This window comes from Glutamicibacter halophytocola, from assembly GCF_001302565.1.
In the GTDB taxonomy this organism is placed as follows: domain Bacteria; phylum Actinomycetota; class Actinomycetes; order Actinomycetales; family Micrococcaceae; genus Glutamicibacter; species Glutamicibacter halophytocola.
Genome location: NZ_CP012750.1, coordinates 275,362 through 290,094, shown reverse-complemented (window position 1 = coordinate 290,094; position 14,733 = coordinate 275,362). Strand labels below are relative to the sequence as shown.

The following is a 14,733-nucleotide window of genomic DNA, read 5'->3' as shown; positions in this document are numbered from 1 at the left end:
ATCACAGTCCGGCCCAAATTCGCGCTATTGAGGTGGACCTTATCCGATGTCAGGTCCAGTCGGGTGGGGTAGAGAAGACAGGGCCCCACAATTCTGGTGATTCTTCAGGAGATGATGTTGGATGTTTCGGCCCAGCGTAGTGCCATTCCCCAAAGCCTCGCTTTTGAACTCCAACGGCTGCGCCTAAGACCCACCCGGAGATGGTCTCTCGCCAGAACCATGCGTAGCGGCCGTCAGAAGAAACCCCCATATGAATTCCATGAGGGACGGGTAAACCTGCTTCGACAAAATCTTTAGTGGTGTAGATTCGCCCAATCAGATCGCTAGGGAATTTTTCAGTTCTGTTGTGCCATCCGGCGGCTGAAGTTTGAAGTTTCCGAAGCATCTTTTTGGTCTGACGGAACTCCCGGTCATCGATGCGACGACCGTCCGCATTGGTACCATCGATTCCTGCATTAGCTTGTTCGGTTTCTCCCCGTAAACGCAATGCTTCTGCCGCTGCCAAAGGACGTGCCCAAGTCACTAATGCATCGAGCACGGACCAATTTTTAGCGGAGTTAACCCGAGTATCATAGGCAAGTTCACGTCCGTGAGCGACCCCATGACGCGACAGGCTTCCAGCTGATTGGGTTCCAAGAACCCCCTCACCGTAGAGAACTTGAAGCGCCGCTAGACATGCTTCGATGCTGACCAAGTGAGCCGGGTCAACAAGATCAGCTTTAGCTTTGGTTTTCGTGTAGAACTTTTTGCCGCCGGCAACGTCCATTACGATGCCTTCCATTTGAGCATGAATCAAGGGAATAGAGGCCTCATAGTTTCCTGCTTCATGATGCTCTTTAGCTTTCCAGACTAAGCGTGCTCGATCCCTGAAGATCTGGTGGTACCGATCTTGCCTCTCGCCTGCACCAAGAACGCTGACTTTTGCGTGGATGCTCTTGGTTCGCCAAGCTCCTGCGCCTTCCCATTGGTCAGCTAGGAGATTATCGGCTTCGTTGTCTTCGCCGTTTCGGATGAGATCAATCGCTTGCTCAACGGTTTGAGAATCCATGCGAAATGGTGCCCACCCACGGGGAACCAGTAGTTCCAGCGCCTCTTCCATGGATTTCAGGAGCCGTTGATAGTCAACCCCCATCTGTGACAACTGCGCACGGTCCTGCCCAATTGATTGACTGAGAATGTTTAACCAAGCTGTTGATTTTCCAGATCCGCTGACCAATTCAGCAAGCATCTCGTGGTACCCATCAGGATCTACCGCTTGACGGATCTGATCCCGTATAGATCGATGTTCTTCCATGGCCCTGCCCTTCAGTGGTTCAACGAGACTGAGGATCGTTGAACCATGCAAAACAGCAAACTGCCGGCATTATTCACCAATCACCTAGATCGTAGGCCACACCTCCGACAATCCAATGCCCGCCATACCCCGGGTTTATACGTTCCATTGCAGACAGTTCAATAGTCACCAAATTGCAGACGACAAACGCCACATATAGAACACTAAAATTTCGTCCCAGCAGAAACCGCGAGATTTGAAATCCACTACATTCTTGTCTGCTGAACGGCCAGCCAAGACTTCAAAAACATGTCTTGATCGGCAACTGAACTGGCTATTTCTCGGGCGGATATTCAGGAATTATACATTCGAGCAAACCCTACAGATTGGACGGTGCCCGAAGTCGTCTGAATTTGTACCGGTGAACGACAGGCTTATGGAAGCGTTGAGCGAGTTGAGAGGGGAAGACAGGTCGGTATGATCCATGTATGGGAAACAGGAATTCAAATTTCAGGCGCATATCCGAAATAGGCGGGGCCCAAGAATCTGTTCGCTGAGAACCGTTGCTTCTGTCGATCGGACATGCGCATTTAGGTCGTGTATTGGCAGATGCTTTCTATCGAATCTAACTGCAAAACCGTCGCATAGGATCACAAGTTCGCTGGTCTCATAGCCCCGGCCTGTCGCCAACCTTGCTCTATGCACACTCAGAAAGACAAGAACTGGTATGAATAACGCATCACAAGAACGGAATACTGAGGTATGAAACGTGTGCGGACATGGACGCGGAGCAGGTTCTTCCGGAAGCGTCAGCGCCCTCATAGCCCCTCTTTTGATTCCGTTTCTGTTCACCACATACTCACTGCGTCCCTGAGTGGTGACGCTGACCTCGCCCGCTGGACCCGTACCCTTTTGGATGCCGATCTTGCAGTTTCGGCCGCTTGGCCTTCTGAAACGGCGGTCCGAGTCCCCTACAGACACCGCAGGATAGCGCGCTCAATCAGAAAATCACGCTCTAGCGTTGCGATGTTGGAAGCGGCAATGACGTCAGACTCCTGGAAGGCGGCATTTGCGTTTGCGGGGCGGCATCCACGCTTTGGGATTCCATACCTCAGAGCCAAGTGGCTATCGACCAAGGCGGCGCCACGAGTGGCGGAGTTAGCAGAAACCAAATCCTTCGCCAGCCTCGCGAAGCTCTTCCTCCATCATCCGATCATCACGATGCGCCATGTTCTTCCCAACATCCGGCTAACCCGGAGAGATGTGAAACGGAGCGAGTGGGATAAGCCAAGCACTCCGTCGGATCAGGAACAGCCCATCTCGATGCCCGCTGTGGAGTCTGATCAAGATGACGTCGATACATTGAAATTGCTTGCTGAGGCGGAGAGCAACATGCTGAATCGCCAGGTTGTGTCAGCCGCAATCCGGCGAAGCGATGCGAATCTCTTCGGTGGACCGACTCGTGACAGCGATGGTTTCGTGCGGTTGATGCTGAGGGAGAGCTATCACGATTTCGTTCTTCCTGGTTCAGATGAGAGGCACCACGTGGTCTTCGAGCCAAGGCTGCTACTGCATGAATCGGGAGTCGCTCAGATCGACCTGGTAGTAAGTGCTGAAACTTCTCTGGATGTTCGGCAACTTCTGGCGATGATGTGGGGAGCAGAACCTCTGTTCGTACGTTCAGAGATGTCAGTACCTCTCATCCAAGGAACCTCCTGGGAGTCGTTGACGGATTTCTCAGAGGGCAAATTGGATGCCGACCAGCCTCTCGGAGTGATAGAACATTCAGAGCCGGCGACTATGCAGGACCTTTTGCATATGCATCTTTTCGCGGTTTTGAGGATCATCAAGCAGTCATATGCGTATTGGACCTCATACCCCGTTGCGATAGTGGGACCTAACCCTTGCTGTAGTCCGGAAGAGTGGCAGATAAATCATCAAGAAGATCTCATCCGTCTGACAAACAGAAGTTCCTATACCGGTGATGTAGCTAAACACGTATCCCTCCCAGCGGATCTCTCACTTAGTCGTGACCACTCTTTATTCGCTCGACTAGGCTCAGCAATCTATCTTCATTGGTGGGGCTCCCCGCCTAAAGGAATTGCGGAGCTAGATACCGTGCTCGTCTTGGAGTATTCACTCCTTTTGTACGTGCGACTCCACTCATTGGAACAAGATGTTTCGCGCATGGTTTCGGGAGAGAGGAGATTGAGAGCACGATATAAAGAAGCAGTGCGCCTATTTTCGGAGCTGAGGCAGCGTGACTTGAGATCGGGAGAGGCACGTGACATTGTCCGTCACGTGTTGGATGATCATGGAGCGCCGGAGATTCGCAAGACAATTGAAACAGCGTTGAGCCTTTCTGCATCAGCGTATTCAACGCGCAGCGCCGAACGCGCAGCGCGTCGGTCATGGTGGATCACACTGGTGGCAACACTCGTAGGGCTTGTAGTTGCTTTACCGCCTCTCAAAGATCTTCTATCCTCCGTCCCTCCTGCACAGCCAGGTGAGGCTTGGCCTCTCATTCCAGTCAGGTGGATGGCTGCGCAGGAGTTTTGGGGTCCAGCGATCGCCCTTGCCTGTATCTTGATCGCAGTGACCACCCTCTGGGTTTTGGGGTGGTTCTGGCAATGGAGGAACATGCGGCTGCCCTCCATCCGCCGTGGATACAAATGGCCGACAGAATTCACGTTTATTGATGAAGGATCGTCTCCGGCAGCTGCCGGTCCACGCCGCACTGAGCTCGTAGCTAAGCTGTCTGAGGAGGTGGATCGTCAACGAAAGTAATACCATTACGCGCTTTCGGCGACAATTGGGCTGGCCCCTACATGTTTAGATTAGATATTCCCGGTCATCGATGCTGCAGCATCATTTGCGAAGTACGAAATCGCCATCGTGCCTCGAAGTAACTTAGCAATGTAAATTTGTTGGATTCGGTAGCACTTTCCTTAGAGCGGGTTGATCTCTCGCACAATGTCAGTCGCAGTCGTTAGTATCGCATGGGTTGAACGATAGTCTGGCTCTTCGGCTCTATGAATGACGTCGTTCCTGGTGTCCGCCAGGATCTTCAGATCTTTATACGAGGCTTTGAAAGTAAATTGCGAGTCCTTCGCAATTGAGATTTGTGCCCCCAAAGTTGGCTTGTTTTTCAACCGTTTACGTTGAGATTCTGGCAGTTCGGAGGATCGTTTTTTCAGCTCTTTTAAGAGAGCTATTTCAACTGCTGCGGCTGCGTCTATTACTGCTCGACGGTAGTACTTTCTGTTTATTGCTGCACGTCCATCACGTAGCAAGGTGTGCTCTAAAGGAGGTGCCTTGTCTTGTTCGACAGCTGTCAGGATCTCTTGCCATTGATCGTGTCTAATAGGAATGACCGGCCCCAAACCGAAACGCATTATTATTGGTCCGTCGCGTTTGGGCTCGATGAATGTCAATCCAGCGCCCAGAGCCTCCGCATCGTAGACGCGGTGGTTTGGGTCAAGATCTTGTGCTGTTAGAACTTCAACCCAAGTGCGAACGCATTCGAACCAGTGATCGATTCGCTCGGCAAGTAGATGTTCTGGCGGTCGGCGGACCCTGGTCGGGATCGTGCGTGTGCTGGTCGGCATCGTGCGTGTGATGGAGGAATCAACGAGGACTCTTATTAGGGCAGTTGCGGGACTGTTGGATTCTGGAATTATGCTGGCAAAGTTTGCTGTCCATCCGGCATAGTGTTCGTCGACGATCTCTGGAATTTGAAGGTCGCTCGAGACAGGCGCTTCATCTGGTTCTCCAGGCTTTTGGGGCATTACGACGTCAAAACTAAGACCTTTGACTCCAGTTGTATAGGTTTTGCCCAGACACGAGTAACTCACCCAAATCGGAACTGGAAGCTTATAGATAGCCGCAACTCGTGCGGCAAGTTCGTTCTTCAAATGACAACATCCATCTCATTGTGTAACAGGAACGACGGCGAAATCGTTGCGGTCGGAGCTCTAATTAACGGGAGTCGGCGCGAATAATGATCTGCGCATAGACGAAACTCAGCAAAATAGCTGAGCTTGCGACGCCCCTGCAGTAGAGAAGTATCTTCCAATTCGGATGGAAAAGATTTAGCGTGGCGGATCTACTCTCCGCGGACGAGTGATGGCTCATGACTCATGCTTTGGAATGATACTTTGCCTCCGTCCTTTCATTTCGTACTGTTCATAGTTGTACACCACCGACTACCGGACGTTTTGATGCGTGGTTAGCGTTCTTGGTGACCATCTATAGTCAACGCTGGCTCATCGAGCTCTGGCAGATTCCATGAAACGAAAATTGGGTTTCCCTGCGCATCCCGCTTGACGTTTTCAGGTTGCGCCCGCCAACGCGCGGGTGCAATTGATTTGACACGTACGTTGAATCCCTCCAAATGTTCTTCCGCTAAGGCTATTTGCAGGTCGTCTGAATTGGAAGCAATTACCCGGTCACTAGCCACCCTGACTGATCCTAGATCAACTCTGCTGTTTTGAAACTCAAAAGGGAACCGAGGGAATATCGCCATGAAGGGTCGACCTTCAGAAGATAAGTCTCGGGCTAAATTTGCGGAATTTTCCCCACCCCCACTTAACTCAACATTGAAGATTCCGTCTACCGGAAGCCACGTACTGTAGCCTTCCAGCAGCAATTTAGATGCACGAAGCATTCCGCGTTCCCAATGCGTCAATGTCGCTGGCAACACAAATTTCAGTCCCGAAGCTTTCTGCACGACATCAAGATCATCGAGTACTCCTCGGAGATAGGAATCTGTCTGCCATGGATCTCTATCGTTGTTGATCTGCAGGAGCGCAATCTTTTGACCATTAATATAGAATTCCAGCTTTGCCTGTGGTTGTAGTGCTTCCATCATGTCAATGCCATACACGGCGGCGTCAATCAGTTTTCCATCAAGATCTAGATCAAACTGCATCTGCCCCTGCGGTTTGCCATCTCCCAGCCGGTCCAGCGATATCACTGCGGTCAAGCAACTGCCGAACCCAACCTGAATGCTATTCCCCCGCAATCCACTGGTTCGCCCCAAGATCTTCCCTTCAAAACGGCCTTTGCTAAATTGCCATTCATCACGAACGTCCAAAGTGACGATCTCCGAATCCAACGGAACATTAATCGGAGTCCCCAGCGAAAACTTTTCCTGATCATTATTTGTATACGGAGCAATCCATTCCGGACCAGTCCTCGACACTTTGCCCACTCCGTGAGGCAAGTCAACAGCCTCGAAAGCTCCATAATCAAGCACCTTCTGCACCATTTGGGCAATGGCACCATCTTCTGCACCAAATGACATTGTGAAATGGGTCTTAATCGGTTCATGTTTCATCGCATCAGGATGCTTGGGTCTATAAGACTCTTCATAGCCGTCAGAAGTAACGATGAAATCAGTGCTCCAATACAGGCTCCTATCCTCGGCAACCGATTGGAGGCCTTGAGCACGCTCACTGAGATCGGACGGACCAACAAGAGCCGCGCTTTCTTCTCGTATTTGTTTAAGAAGTTCGACTAACTCATTCCGCAAGACTGCTGCTTCAATATCGCGATGCTTAGCCAACAAACCATCCAGTTGGGCAACACCCCAACAATCAGTCGACACAGGCTTGCCACCAGCCAGCTTTAGCACTTCGTTAAGTTCATTTTTGTGCGGATTCTTAGGCATGACCAACGTCCACTCAGAAGGCCAATGATTCCTCCATGCGGAAGCAAACGACTCTTGAACCTGCGGCAAGCGACTTTTCCGAAACTCCCCCGTGAACCCTTCAGGAAAATACTTAAGCTGAAAGATACGTTCAATCCCCCCACTTCCTCTATCCCAGACGCCAACGTCTATGCCACCATCACCTCCTTTTCCATCAATAGCTCTAGCTACATGGTTCTCATCAGTGAACTCGCGAACAAGGAGCGCTTCAACAACTCGATTAAAGTCCTCTTCTGAAATACGGCCCCAGTCAATCCGATATTCGTTAACTCGATAAGGTCGTCCCGCCACAGCTTTAGTCCCCCTATAGGTCCACACAAACTTCCACATATGTACGCACAGCGTATACGACCTCAGAATCTTTCCAATGCGCGCAAGAAAAGAAATCGGAACACATACGACTCTCACTCCTCACCAAGAAAATCACCGACGTCGTCCTAAACGCGCTCACGATTAAGCGGTTAGATCGCAGGGAACCCGAAGCTCGACAAAGCTAAAGAACACCCACACAAAAATTTAGTAAAATCTCATTTGCTACAATTCAAGGTGTCAGATCAACCCACCCCAAGGACACCCCAATGCACGGCCTCACCCTCGAACAAGCAGCCAACAAAGCAGACATCAAACCCGCCTACTTCCGCTACCTCATGTCCCAACTCAACGGCACCAACCTCGACCTACGCACCCCACCAGAACCAGGCGAACGCGCTCGCCGGTATAGCCCGCAGAAGCTTGCTGCCTGGATGAAGAGTGGGAAGCCGCTTCCAGCGTCTGAGCGGACTACCGTTCCAGAAGATGCTGATGCGCAGACGCACGTGGCTGGTACAGCGGTCAGGACTACCAATGGCAATGGGTGGACTGTTTCCGTTGAAGATCCATCCATCCTGGTAGAAGCCAACACCTTACAGCGGGCTTGGTCCTTGAGTCGTATGAAAGCTGCGGAAAAACTAGGGATCGACCTCGAAGATGTGGTTGTCGACGTCATTGTTGAATTCCCCGCGGAACAGGCCGCGCACTTCGAGACTGGGCGCCAGCTCGCAGCCGAGGCGGAAGCTACGCGCCTGAAAGCAGAGCAGCACCGTATGGAGGGAATACAGGGCTTGGTCAAGGCCGGTTGGAGAAACAATGAGATTGCTGCTGCGTTGGGAATGACTCCCCAGCGCATACAGCAATTGCTGGCAGGTAAATAGTCGGGGACATACCAGTTTGCCCTGTCTGCAAGGCTTTTAGCCTGTTACAATTTATATGAAAGCGCCCCGTTCGCGAGGCTTCCCTTTATGGTGAAGCTGCGAGGAATGATCTGACAATCTACCTCTTCTCCGGGGCGCTTTTCTCTTGCCTATAATCGGCTGGCTCAAGCTAGGGCTTATAGGCAATAAATGGTGTCTGGCCCGGGCATGCCACCCGGACCAAACCACCTCAAAACCCAGAATTAGCGGCTACGCCCACCCCAACCAGCCCGAGCATAAAGACCCTCCTCAGCAATAGAAGCAGTGCCATAAACCTCAGGACCAACCAGGTACGGAACAGGTTTCCTGGCCACCTCCCGCTCCTTCAACAAGAGCTCTGATTCCTTGATGATCAAAGGCAGCGCCGGACGTTCCAACGAATCCGCGTGCGTCCAGCAAAACCATTCACACGCACGCCGGCGATGCTCAATGGGCATGCCACGGTGGAGCCTAATCATCTCTCTGATCCCGGAATTAATCGCTCCTTCAATCATGTTCGTTGTCGTACTGACGCCAAGACCAATGAGCTCCGGCTTCAGATACGTGAACAGATGGCCACGCTTCAAAACAGAGTTCATTGCGTTATAAGCCTTGAGCAATCGCTCGTGGGTCGGCCAGGACTTCCGGGACTGACTGATGCCTCTGGGCCAGGGCCCAGCCCAGTCTTTGGCGTAGGTGCGCTCATCGAGCAGATACTGATACTTTGACTGCCATTCAGCTAAGGCAGCCGCCCAACAGGCGGCTTCGTCCTGGTCTTTGATCCTGGTCAATTGCAAGCTCAAATGCCGTAGTGACTTGCCTGCTTCCATTCGTGGCTTCAGGGTCAGGTACGTGCGTATGGTGCGTTGGATATGCACTAGGCATCGTTGGACTTCCACTCCGGGCCAGAGCATTTTCAGCGCTTTGAGCAGTCCTGAGCCACCGTCGGTGACAACGACTTTCGGTTGTGGGAAGTGTTTGAGCAGCGCAATCCAAGCAGCTGATTTTTCGTGGTCGCACCATTGCCAGCCGATGACTTTGCCGTTGGCGATAGCGATGAGAAGGCACCAGCCTGGGCGCAGGTAGATCCCGTCGACCTGGATCTCGTCAAAGACTTCGCCGGTCTGGTTCAGGTACGGATACACGTCCCAGCACCACTGGGTTTGGTAGCGGAAGGTCCTGCCAGTGCCGCCAGCGTGGTCGGCTTGGGTTTGCTTGCTCAGCAGCCAGTTGACGAAGCCGATGAGGACGTTGCGTTGGGTCGTATCTGGTCGTTGATGAGTGGTCGAGGCATTGCAGCTAATGCATCGCCATCGTTGCTTGCCGTTGCGTTTCCCGTTCTTCTTTTGGGGACTTTGGCAGATACTACATAGGTGGGTGTTTTTTCTCTTAAGGGTCACACCTATGGGAACGAAATCCATGCAAAACTTGATTCTGCCCCGGAGTGCCGGGGCAGAATCAAGTTTTCAGACACCACTTATTGCCTATAGGCCCAAGCTAGCCGAACGTCGTCGGGTCGACATCTCTGACAACCCTCGTATTCAATGTGATGGCACCTTCAGGCACCTGGCTATCTGCTTGCTCTTTGGCGCCGTAGTAGTCTGGTCCGCTTACGGTAATACGGTCGACAACATCGCCAAGTTCATACGTCACGATCACATCCAAAGTGCGAATTTTATGCTGGTTCCAACTAGCCAGCACACGATCGATCGCTCCTAGCCAGCAAGATCCTGAACTCGTCTTCGCACAAGCCTGCGTCAGACTGTCCAATGACCGAAAGTATCCGCTGTTGGTTAGCCGCATCAAGAGCGTCCCAAGCCTGCAGTATTGCCTCGCATTCCGATAAGGATTCGGTTTGCAGATGCACCTTGCTGCAATCCACCTCGCTCGCGGCAACTAATGCCGCCACTTCGCTACGTGCCAAACGCCAACGGGCTATGCGAGCAAGCACTCAAACTATGAAAACCAGCCCTGTCAGCCATGCGGTTCCCAACCAGGCAGAGCGCACCTCCGGACGCGCGCCCTCTCTCGAAATCAGCACTAAGAATGCTGAAATAACCAGGGCCGCAAAGAAAGCCAGACACAGCAAGCAACTGCCCTTGGAAAAACGACTCAATGCTTTAAACCTCAGGTTGAATCCCCTGGACACTGTGTCGAGAAGATCCGGATACCACTGCTGATTCTTCCGTGGCAGGAAAAGGGTATAGCCCTCTGAGCGGAGATGGAGCCATGATGCGGTTGATCTCTCGTTGGTGCCAAAAGCGCCGTTAAGCGAGGTAGTGAAATTCATGGCTATTCCTCTTCCGGAACTTTCGAGCTAGCCCGCATCTGGGGGATCTGGCTTTCATTTACGGGTACGCGTTGCGCATGGCGGCTTTTATGGGTACGCCAGTGGCTCACGTCGAGAGGCATGCCGGCTGCACTGGTTAGTTTCTTCCGCCGGCGGAAGGTCGGCCGTGGCATCCAGGCGAGGCTGCCGAGCAGTACGACCGTGAGGACGAGGCTGTTTGCAGAGTCGGTGCGTTGGTTCAGATCCATGGGGACATACCGCCTAAAGATCCGCTGCGGCCAGGTCGTTCGCTGCTGCGATAGCCGCGTCGATTTTGGTGGGGTTGAATCCGTACCAGTGATCGCCTGTATGGGTATCGAAGACGACAGGGTTTTGGATGTAGCCCAGGTCTTTCAGACGCTGGAGTGCGTCCGGGTCGGCGGTGACGTCGTGGATTTTGTAATCAGCGTTACGCTTCTCCAGGTAGTTCTTCACTCGGTGCATGGCCCGCAGTGTGGTTTTGAGAATAGCTCTAGCATGGTCGTTCCCTTTCTTCAGAGGGGACGTACCGTAGATGGCGTTACTCCCCTGCAGCTGGATACTTCATGGCCAGCGTGGTTTCAATGCGTTTGAATCCCATCAGCGTATACAACGTCAGGTGATTGTCAGTATGAGCAACCAACCCCACAGTATGGTTCTGCTGGTATTGATGAGCTAGCCCCTGAATGAGGAGTTTTCCGTCACCAGGAGCCGACTTTTTCCACGGGCAATGCAGCTGAGCTCAACGTCAGTCGGGCCAAGGTCCTTGGTGAGATTCTTCCGGCTCATTTCCCGTTCAGCGGTCCGGCTTTCCCTGCTGGCGGACTGCGATGGCTGGCACCAAGGCATAAGCCACCGCCACATCCCACCACACTCCAGGAGGGCTCAAGAGTATTGCTACCACGAGGGGAGAAAGGAGAACGATCAGAAGGCTGAGTATGTCTGCTGCTCGATGGGCCGCTGTTGGTTTGAGGTCGTTAACGATCCCTAGTGCATGATTCTGCTGATAGAGCCGCCCACGAAGCTTTGCGCCGAGAGCAATGGAAAGTTAAACCGGGTAGGTGATCACGCGCATTATCCCTGCTCCTGGCTCGTGCCGGGAGAAGGCTGCCACCATGGTTCCTGCAGCTCCGGGGGACATACCACCATGGAGTTTTGGAGATCTCGTTGACGGTATAGGAACGGTTGGCTGAATGCCTGGCCAAAAGGCTACGTTGCACTGCTCAGTGGTTGCCACTGGATTCATGGCAAAGCAGGCCGGCAGTGAGATGCAGCATGTTTCGATACCTGGTGATTCATTTCCGGTATTTGGTGAAACTGGCATCAGGCCTCGCGTGTCGAGAACGTCGACGGTGCCCAGGATTCGGATCATTGGCGCCTTGTCATCAGTGCGCCGTGCCAGCAGTTGCTGAGCTTCGGTATGATGCGCAGCAACTGGATTGTCCATAAATATTTCGCCATCGAAGAAGAGCATCTCACGGCCCTCGGAAAGAGGACAGTGCATATGCCTTGGCGTCAGACTCCTCCACAAACAAAAGCGTTTCGGCCACGGCGGAAACTTATGGCGCTTGCTCTGCGTAGAGGCGCAGTTGATCCAATTTGTCCCCTTCGCTTTCGCGAACGTTCGCAGCCAACTCTTCACACTGTTCAACGCTCAAATCAGGATTGATGATCGCCACTTGCAGCACCACCTCGGTGTACCCGGCGTCGTCTTTCAGATCGTATCGGTAGGACAGCCCGTCCGGATTCTCTGAAGTGTGCATGATCAGCAGCCGATTCTCAATCAGGTCGTGGACGCGGTAGACCCGTTCGTGGCCTGCGACTCTATAGACCAGATTGGTTCCGACTTTTAGTTCTGGGTCATCTGAATGCATGGAACCAATTCCATGGATCCACAAAGGAGCTGCTGCCCAGTCGGTCAGCAATTCCCAGACGCGGCGCACCGGAAGATGTATGAGAACGGTGCTTTCAAAAACACTGAACTGGCTCATACCGGAATCGTTGCACTCTCGCCGTTTAATGGGAATAGTTTTCAGAAGATTTGGGTAGATAAAAACCGGCACCAGGCAATTCCCTGCCTGGCGCCGGTCAAATGCGCTACTGGTGTTTACCAGTCTTCTTCGACGTCTGCCTCGGAAATGCCCAGCTCTGGTTCCTGCTCACGGTCAAAGTTGTACCAAGCTTCAGTGAAGTCAGCCATCGAATCCAGCGCGTCCTGCGCATCGCCGTCCAAGACCTCCAGGGCCTCAGGGCTGTTCAACACAGCAGTCACCGCAACGAATGGGTGATGCTCAAAGTAATCGGTTGGGGTGGCATCTTCGTTAAACGTCAGATTCTCGCTCTGTGCAAAGAGTTCGACGTATTGCGCCACTGCCTCGGGCAGACGGCTCAGGTTGATGCCAGTCAAGGACTCATTGTAGATCTCAGCAGTTGCGTCGGCCCACTGCTCAATGAGCTCTTCGCTCATCATTGCCATCTGATTATCCACCTCGTGGTCGGGGTTTTTGCTTCACGTGATTCGGTAGCAATTCATCTTATTTCTTCAGGCCGAGCATGCCAAGACAGAATCTTCAGTTGGATTGTGATCTTTTCGATCGTGTGAATTTCGCTGGATGCTACTGGTCCAGCGATGGGATGTCAGGCAGTTCTGGCATGGGTGAAAAACTGAATTCTTCAGGCTTCGGCACAGGGGTTCTAGTCAACCGGTCAAGTTCTTCGCGTGGCAGCTGAACTGGTCCCGAAGGCTCTTCATCCACGGTTCCTCCAGAGCTGTCCGAGGACTGCGGGACACCAGCAAGCAATGAGAGCGACAGGACAAATGCAATGAATCCGAACACCAGATGCACCCCGATGAAGTACATCCCGCCGATGTTGCCTCGCAGCAGCGCGAAGCCTCTCGCTTTTGCCGAGCTGCTCACCGCCAGCCCATAAGCGAAAGCGTTGTTCTTGAATCCCAGACGGAGCTGGCAATAGGCCAAAACCCCACCGACCACCAACAGTCCCATACCCGCCGACCACATCGGAACTGCGGCCATCTGGCTTGGGCGGGCCATGCACACTCCGAAGAAGGCCAAATGCGCGAAAACTATCAGCACACGTTTCCAGAAGCCTGCTGCGTAGCTTCCGCTCAGGCGCACCAGATGCACCCTTTGTTCTTCAGGATCCTGGCGGTTCTGCGGAGGCCCTGATATTTCTCGAAATATGAGAGCATCGGCCACCCTGCCCGACACAACCCCAAGAAGCATCAAGATCGCACCCGCGAGTGGAACGAAGCAGCCCGCCACAGCGCCAGCTACCGCAGCCGCCCAACTGGCCTGGTACCCGCGCATGGCTTTGGGCAGCGCCGGGAAGCGGGCGTGAATATCTTTGATGTACCCGGAAGGTAGCGTTTTCTCCGTCCTTTTATAAGTGGAGATATTCCACCAAGCGAACAGGCCACCACCGCCAAGCACCAGCACAACCACAATCAGGGTGACCGGCAAGCTGGCAGCGTGCCCAAAAGCAGCGACGGCTGCGAGCGCCGGAATGGATAACCACCAGCGGTCGGCGTAAACCGCCTGCTTGACCAGAAAGTTCTCCGCGTAGTCCTCGTGCAGCTTTTCGTTCAATGGATCGCTGGCCAGCATGCCGCGCAATAATTGGCCGTGGTCCCCCACGATCATGCGACCCATTTCGATGCTGCCTGCCGAACGCAATAGCCCTTGATGATGAGGGTCAATGCGCAGCCCTGCTTCCAGGAGCCTCATCGCGCCGCGGTGATCTCCGGCGATGTCGGCTGCGAGAGCTGCACCTTGATAAAAGTCGGGGTTTTCAGGTTCCAATTTCAGTGCATGCTCAGTGGCCTGGCGGGCCAAGATCCGCTCGTCATTGTTCTGGATATTGCCCAGCAAGAAGATGCCCAGCAGATAGTGTCCACGCGCATGCTCCGGCGCCACCGCGATGACCTGTTGGATGGTTGCCAGGGCCTCTTCGCGACGGCGCTGGCCGGAAAGTGCCACCGCGAGCTGCTCGCCAGCTACTGGATGCTCGGGATTCAGCCCCAATGCCACGCGGGCGGCGGCTTCAGCTTCGCTCCACTGCTCCAGGTTCAGATGGCAGGCCGCGTACAGGATCCAGAATTCGGCAACCTGCTGATAATCATTGAGATTGTCCTTGAGCAGGCTAATGGCTTCGGCTTCCCTGCCCGTTGCCAGATGATGGGTGATCCTGGTGTAGAGGACGTCAAAATCCATGC

14 protein-coding genes are annotated in these 14,733 nt (G+C 53.3%); 2 read left to right on the top strand and 12 right to left on the bottom strand.

From position 1 onward, the window contains the following. Positions 1–49 precede the first annotated feature (49 nt). The gene (locus AOZ07_RS01400) at positions 50–1,294 is read right to left on the bottom strand and encodes a hypothetical protein (protein ID WP_060700368.1); all 1,245 of its coding nucleotides are present in this window, start codon (positions 1,292–1,294) and stop codon (positions 50–52) included. A 1,128-nt stretch (positions 1,295–2,422) separates the two neighbouring features. Here AOZ07_RS01400 and AOZ07_RS01395 point away from each other — a divergent pair. Beyond that, positions 2,423–4,060 carry a hypothetical protein gene (locus AOZ07_RS01395; protein ID WP_194943732.1) on the top strand — a complete coding sequence of 546 codons (1,638 nt, stop codon included), beginning with the start codon at positions 2,423–2,425 and terminating at the stop codon, positions 4,058–4,060. Positions 4,061–4,221: 161 nt separating this feature from the next. On the opposite strand, the gene AOZ07_RS01390 is transcribed toward AOZ07_RS01395, so the two are convergent. Together AOZ07_RS01390 and AOZ07_RS01385 are read right to left on the bottom strand one after the other, a co-directional pair. Beyond that, the gene (locus AOZ07_RS01390) at positions 4,222–5,187 is read right to left on the bottom strand and encodes a hypothetical protein (RefSeq protein WP_194943731.1); all 966 of its coding nucleotides are present in this window, start codon (positions 5,185–5,187) and stop codon (positions 4,222–4,224) included. Positions 5,188–5,501: 314 nt separating this feature from the next. After that, positions 5,502–7,274, bottom strand: a complete 1,773-nt coding sequence (locus AOZ07_RS01385) for a hypothetical protein (protein WP_194943730.1) — start codon at positions 7,272–7,274, stop codon at positions 5,502–5,504. 287 nt (positions 7,275–7,561) lie between these two features. Here AOZ07_RS01385 and AOZ07_RS01375 point away from each other — a divergent pair, with 287 nt between their 5' ends. Beyond that, complete coding sequence (locus AOZ07_RS01375) at positions 7,562–8,173, top strand: hypothetical protein (RefSeq protein ID WP_060700363.1); 612 nt, start codon at positions 7,562–7,564, stop codon at positions 8,171–8,173. A gap of 242 nt (positions 8,174–8,415) precedes the next feature. Here AOZ07_RS01375 and AOZ07_RS01370 read toward each other — a convergent pair whose 3' ends face one another. From AOZ07_RS01370 to AOZ07_RS01325, 9 genes are all read right to left on the bottom strand, one after another. Beyond that, positions 8,416–9,612 (bottom strand): IS1249 family transposase, encoded by a 1,197-nt coding sequence (locus AOZ07_RS01370; protein ID WP_060700362.1) that lies wholly within the window; start codon positions 9,610–9,612, stop codon positions 8,416–8,418. 76 nt (positions 9,613–9,688) lie between these two features. Then, positions 9,689–9,856, bottom strand: coding sequence for a hypothetical protein (locus AOZ07_RS01365; protein WP_194943729.1), 168 nt, complete (start codon positions 9,854–9,856; stop codon positions 9,689–9,691). 286 nt (positions 9,857–10,142) lie between these two features. Further along, positions 10,143–10,481, bottom strand: coding sequence for a hypothetical protein (locus tag AOZ07_RS01355; protein WP_060700359.1), 339 nt, complete (start codon positions 10,479–10,481; stop codon positions 10,143–10,145). 2 nt (positions 10,482–10,483) lie between these two features. Next, a complete protein-coding gene (locus tag AOZ07_RS01350; protein WP_060700358.1) occupies positions 10,484–10,729 on the bottom strand; it encodes a hypothetical protein in 246 nt (81 codons plus the stop codon). A gap of 13 nt (positions 10,730–10,742) precedes the next feature. After that, on the bottom strand, positions 10,743–10,964 hold the full coding sequence (locus AOZ07_RS01345; RefSeq protein WP_084793092.1) for a glutaredoxin family protein: 222 nt from the start codon (positions 10,962–10,964) through the stop codon (positions 10,743–10,745). A gap of 583 nt (positions 10,965–11,547) precedes the next feature. Further along, complete coding sequence (locus AOZ07_RS01340) at positions 11,548–11,973, bottom strand: hypothetical protein (RefSeq protein WP_060700356.1); 426 nt, start codon at positions 11,971–11,973, stop codon at positions 11,548–11,550. A gap of 85 nt (positions 11,974–12,058) precedes the next feature. Beyond that, a complete protein-coding gene (locus AOZ07_RS01335) occupies positions 12,059–12,490 on the bottom strand; it encodes an SRPBCC family protein (RefSeq protein WP_060700355.1) in 432 nt (143 codons plus the stop codon). Positions 12,491–12,606: 116 nt separating this feature from the next. Next, the gene (locus tag AOZ07_RS01330; protein ID WP_060700354.1) at positions 12,607–12,975 is read right to left on the bottom strand and encodes a hypothetical protein; all 369 of its coding nucleotides are present in this window, start codon (positions 12,973–12,975) and stop codon (positions 12,607–12,609) included. A gap of 139 nt (positions 12,976–13,114) precedes the next feature. Next, positions 13,115–14,731: a tetratricopeptide repeat protein gene (locus tag AOZ07_RS01325; protein ID WP_060700353.1), complete on the bottom strand. Its 1,617-nt coding sequence runs from the start codon at positions 14,729–14,731 to the stop codon at positions 13,115–13,117. Between the last annotated feature and the right edge of the window lie 2 nt (positions 14,732–14,733).

Excerpts from the sequence above, each read along its gene's own strand:
- AOZ07_RS01325 (WP_060700353.1), bottom strand. The coding sequence starts at position 14,731 with ATGGATTTTGACGTCCTCTACACCAGGATCACCCATCATCTGGCAACG.
- AOZ07_RS01370 (WP_060700362.1), bottom strand. The coding sequence starts at position 9,612 with ATGGATTTCGTTCCCATAGGTGTGACCCTTAAGAGAAAAAACACCCAC.
- AOZ07_RS01345 (WP_084793092.1), bottom strand. The coding sequence starts at position 10,964 with ATGCACCGAGTGAAGAACTACCTGGAGAAGCGTAACGCTGATTACAAA.
- AOZ07_RS01350 (WP_060700358.1), bottom strand. The coding sequence starts at position 10,729 with ATGGATCTGAACCAACGCACCGACTCTGCAAACAGCCTCGTCCTCACG.
- AOZ07_RS01400 (WP_060700368.1), bottom strand. The coding sequence starts at position 1,294 with ATGGAAGAACATCGATCTATACGGGATCAGATCCGTCAAGCGGTAGAT.
- AOZ07_RS01375 (WP_060700363.1), top strand. The coding sequence starts at position 7,562 with ATGCACGGCCTCACCCTCGAACAAGCAGCCAACAAAGCAGACATCAAA.
- AOZ07_RS01355 (WP_060700359.1), bottom strand. The coding sequence starts at position 10,481 with ATGAATTTCACTACCTCGCTTAACGGCGCTTTTGGCACCAACGAGAGA.
- AOZ07_RS01330 (WP_060700354.1), bottom strand. The coding sequence starts at position 12,975 with ATGGCAATGATGAGCGAAGAGCTCATTGAGCAGTGGGCCGACGCAACT.
- AOZ07_RS01335 (WP_060700355.1), bottom strand. The coding sequence starts at position 12,490 with ATGAGCCAGTTCAGTGTTTTTGAAAGCACCGTTCTCATACATCTTCCG.
- AOZ07_RS01340 (WP_060700356.1), bottom strand. The coding sequence starts at position 11,973 with ATGCTCTTCTTCGATGGCGAAATATTTATGGACAATCCAGTTGCTGCG.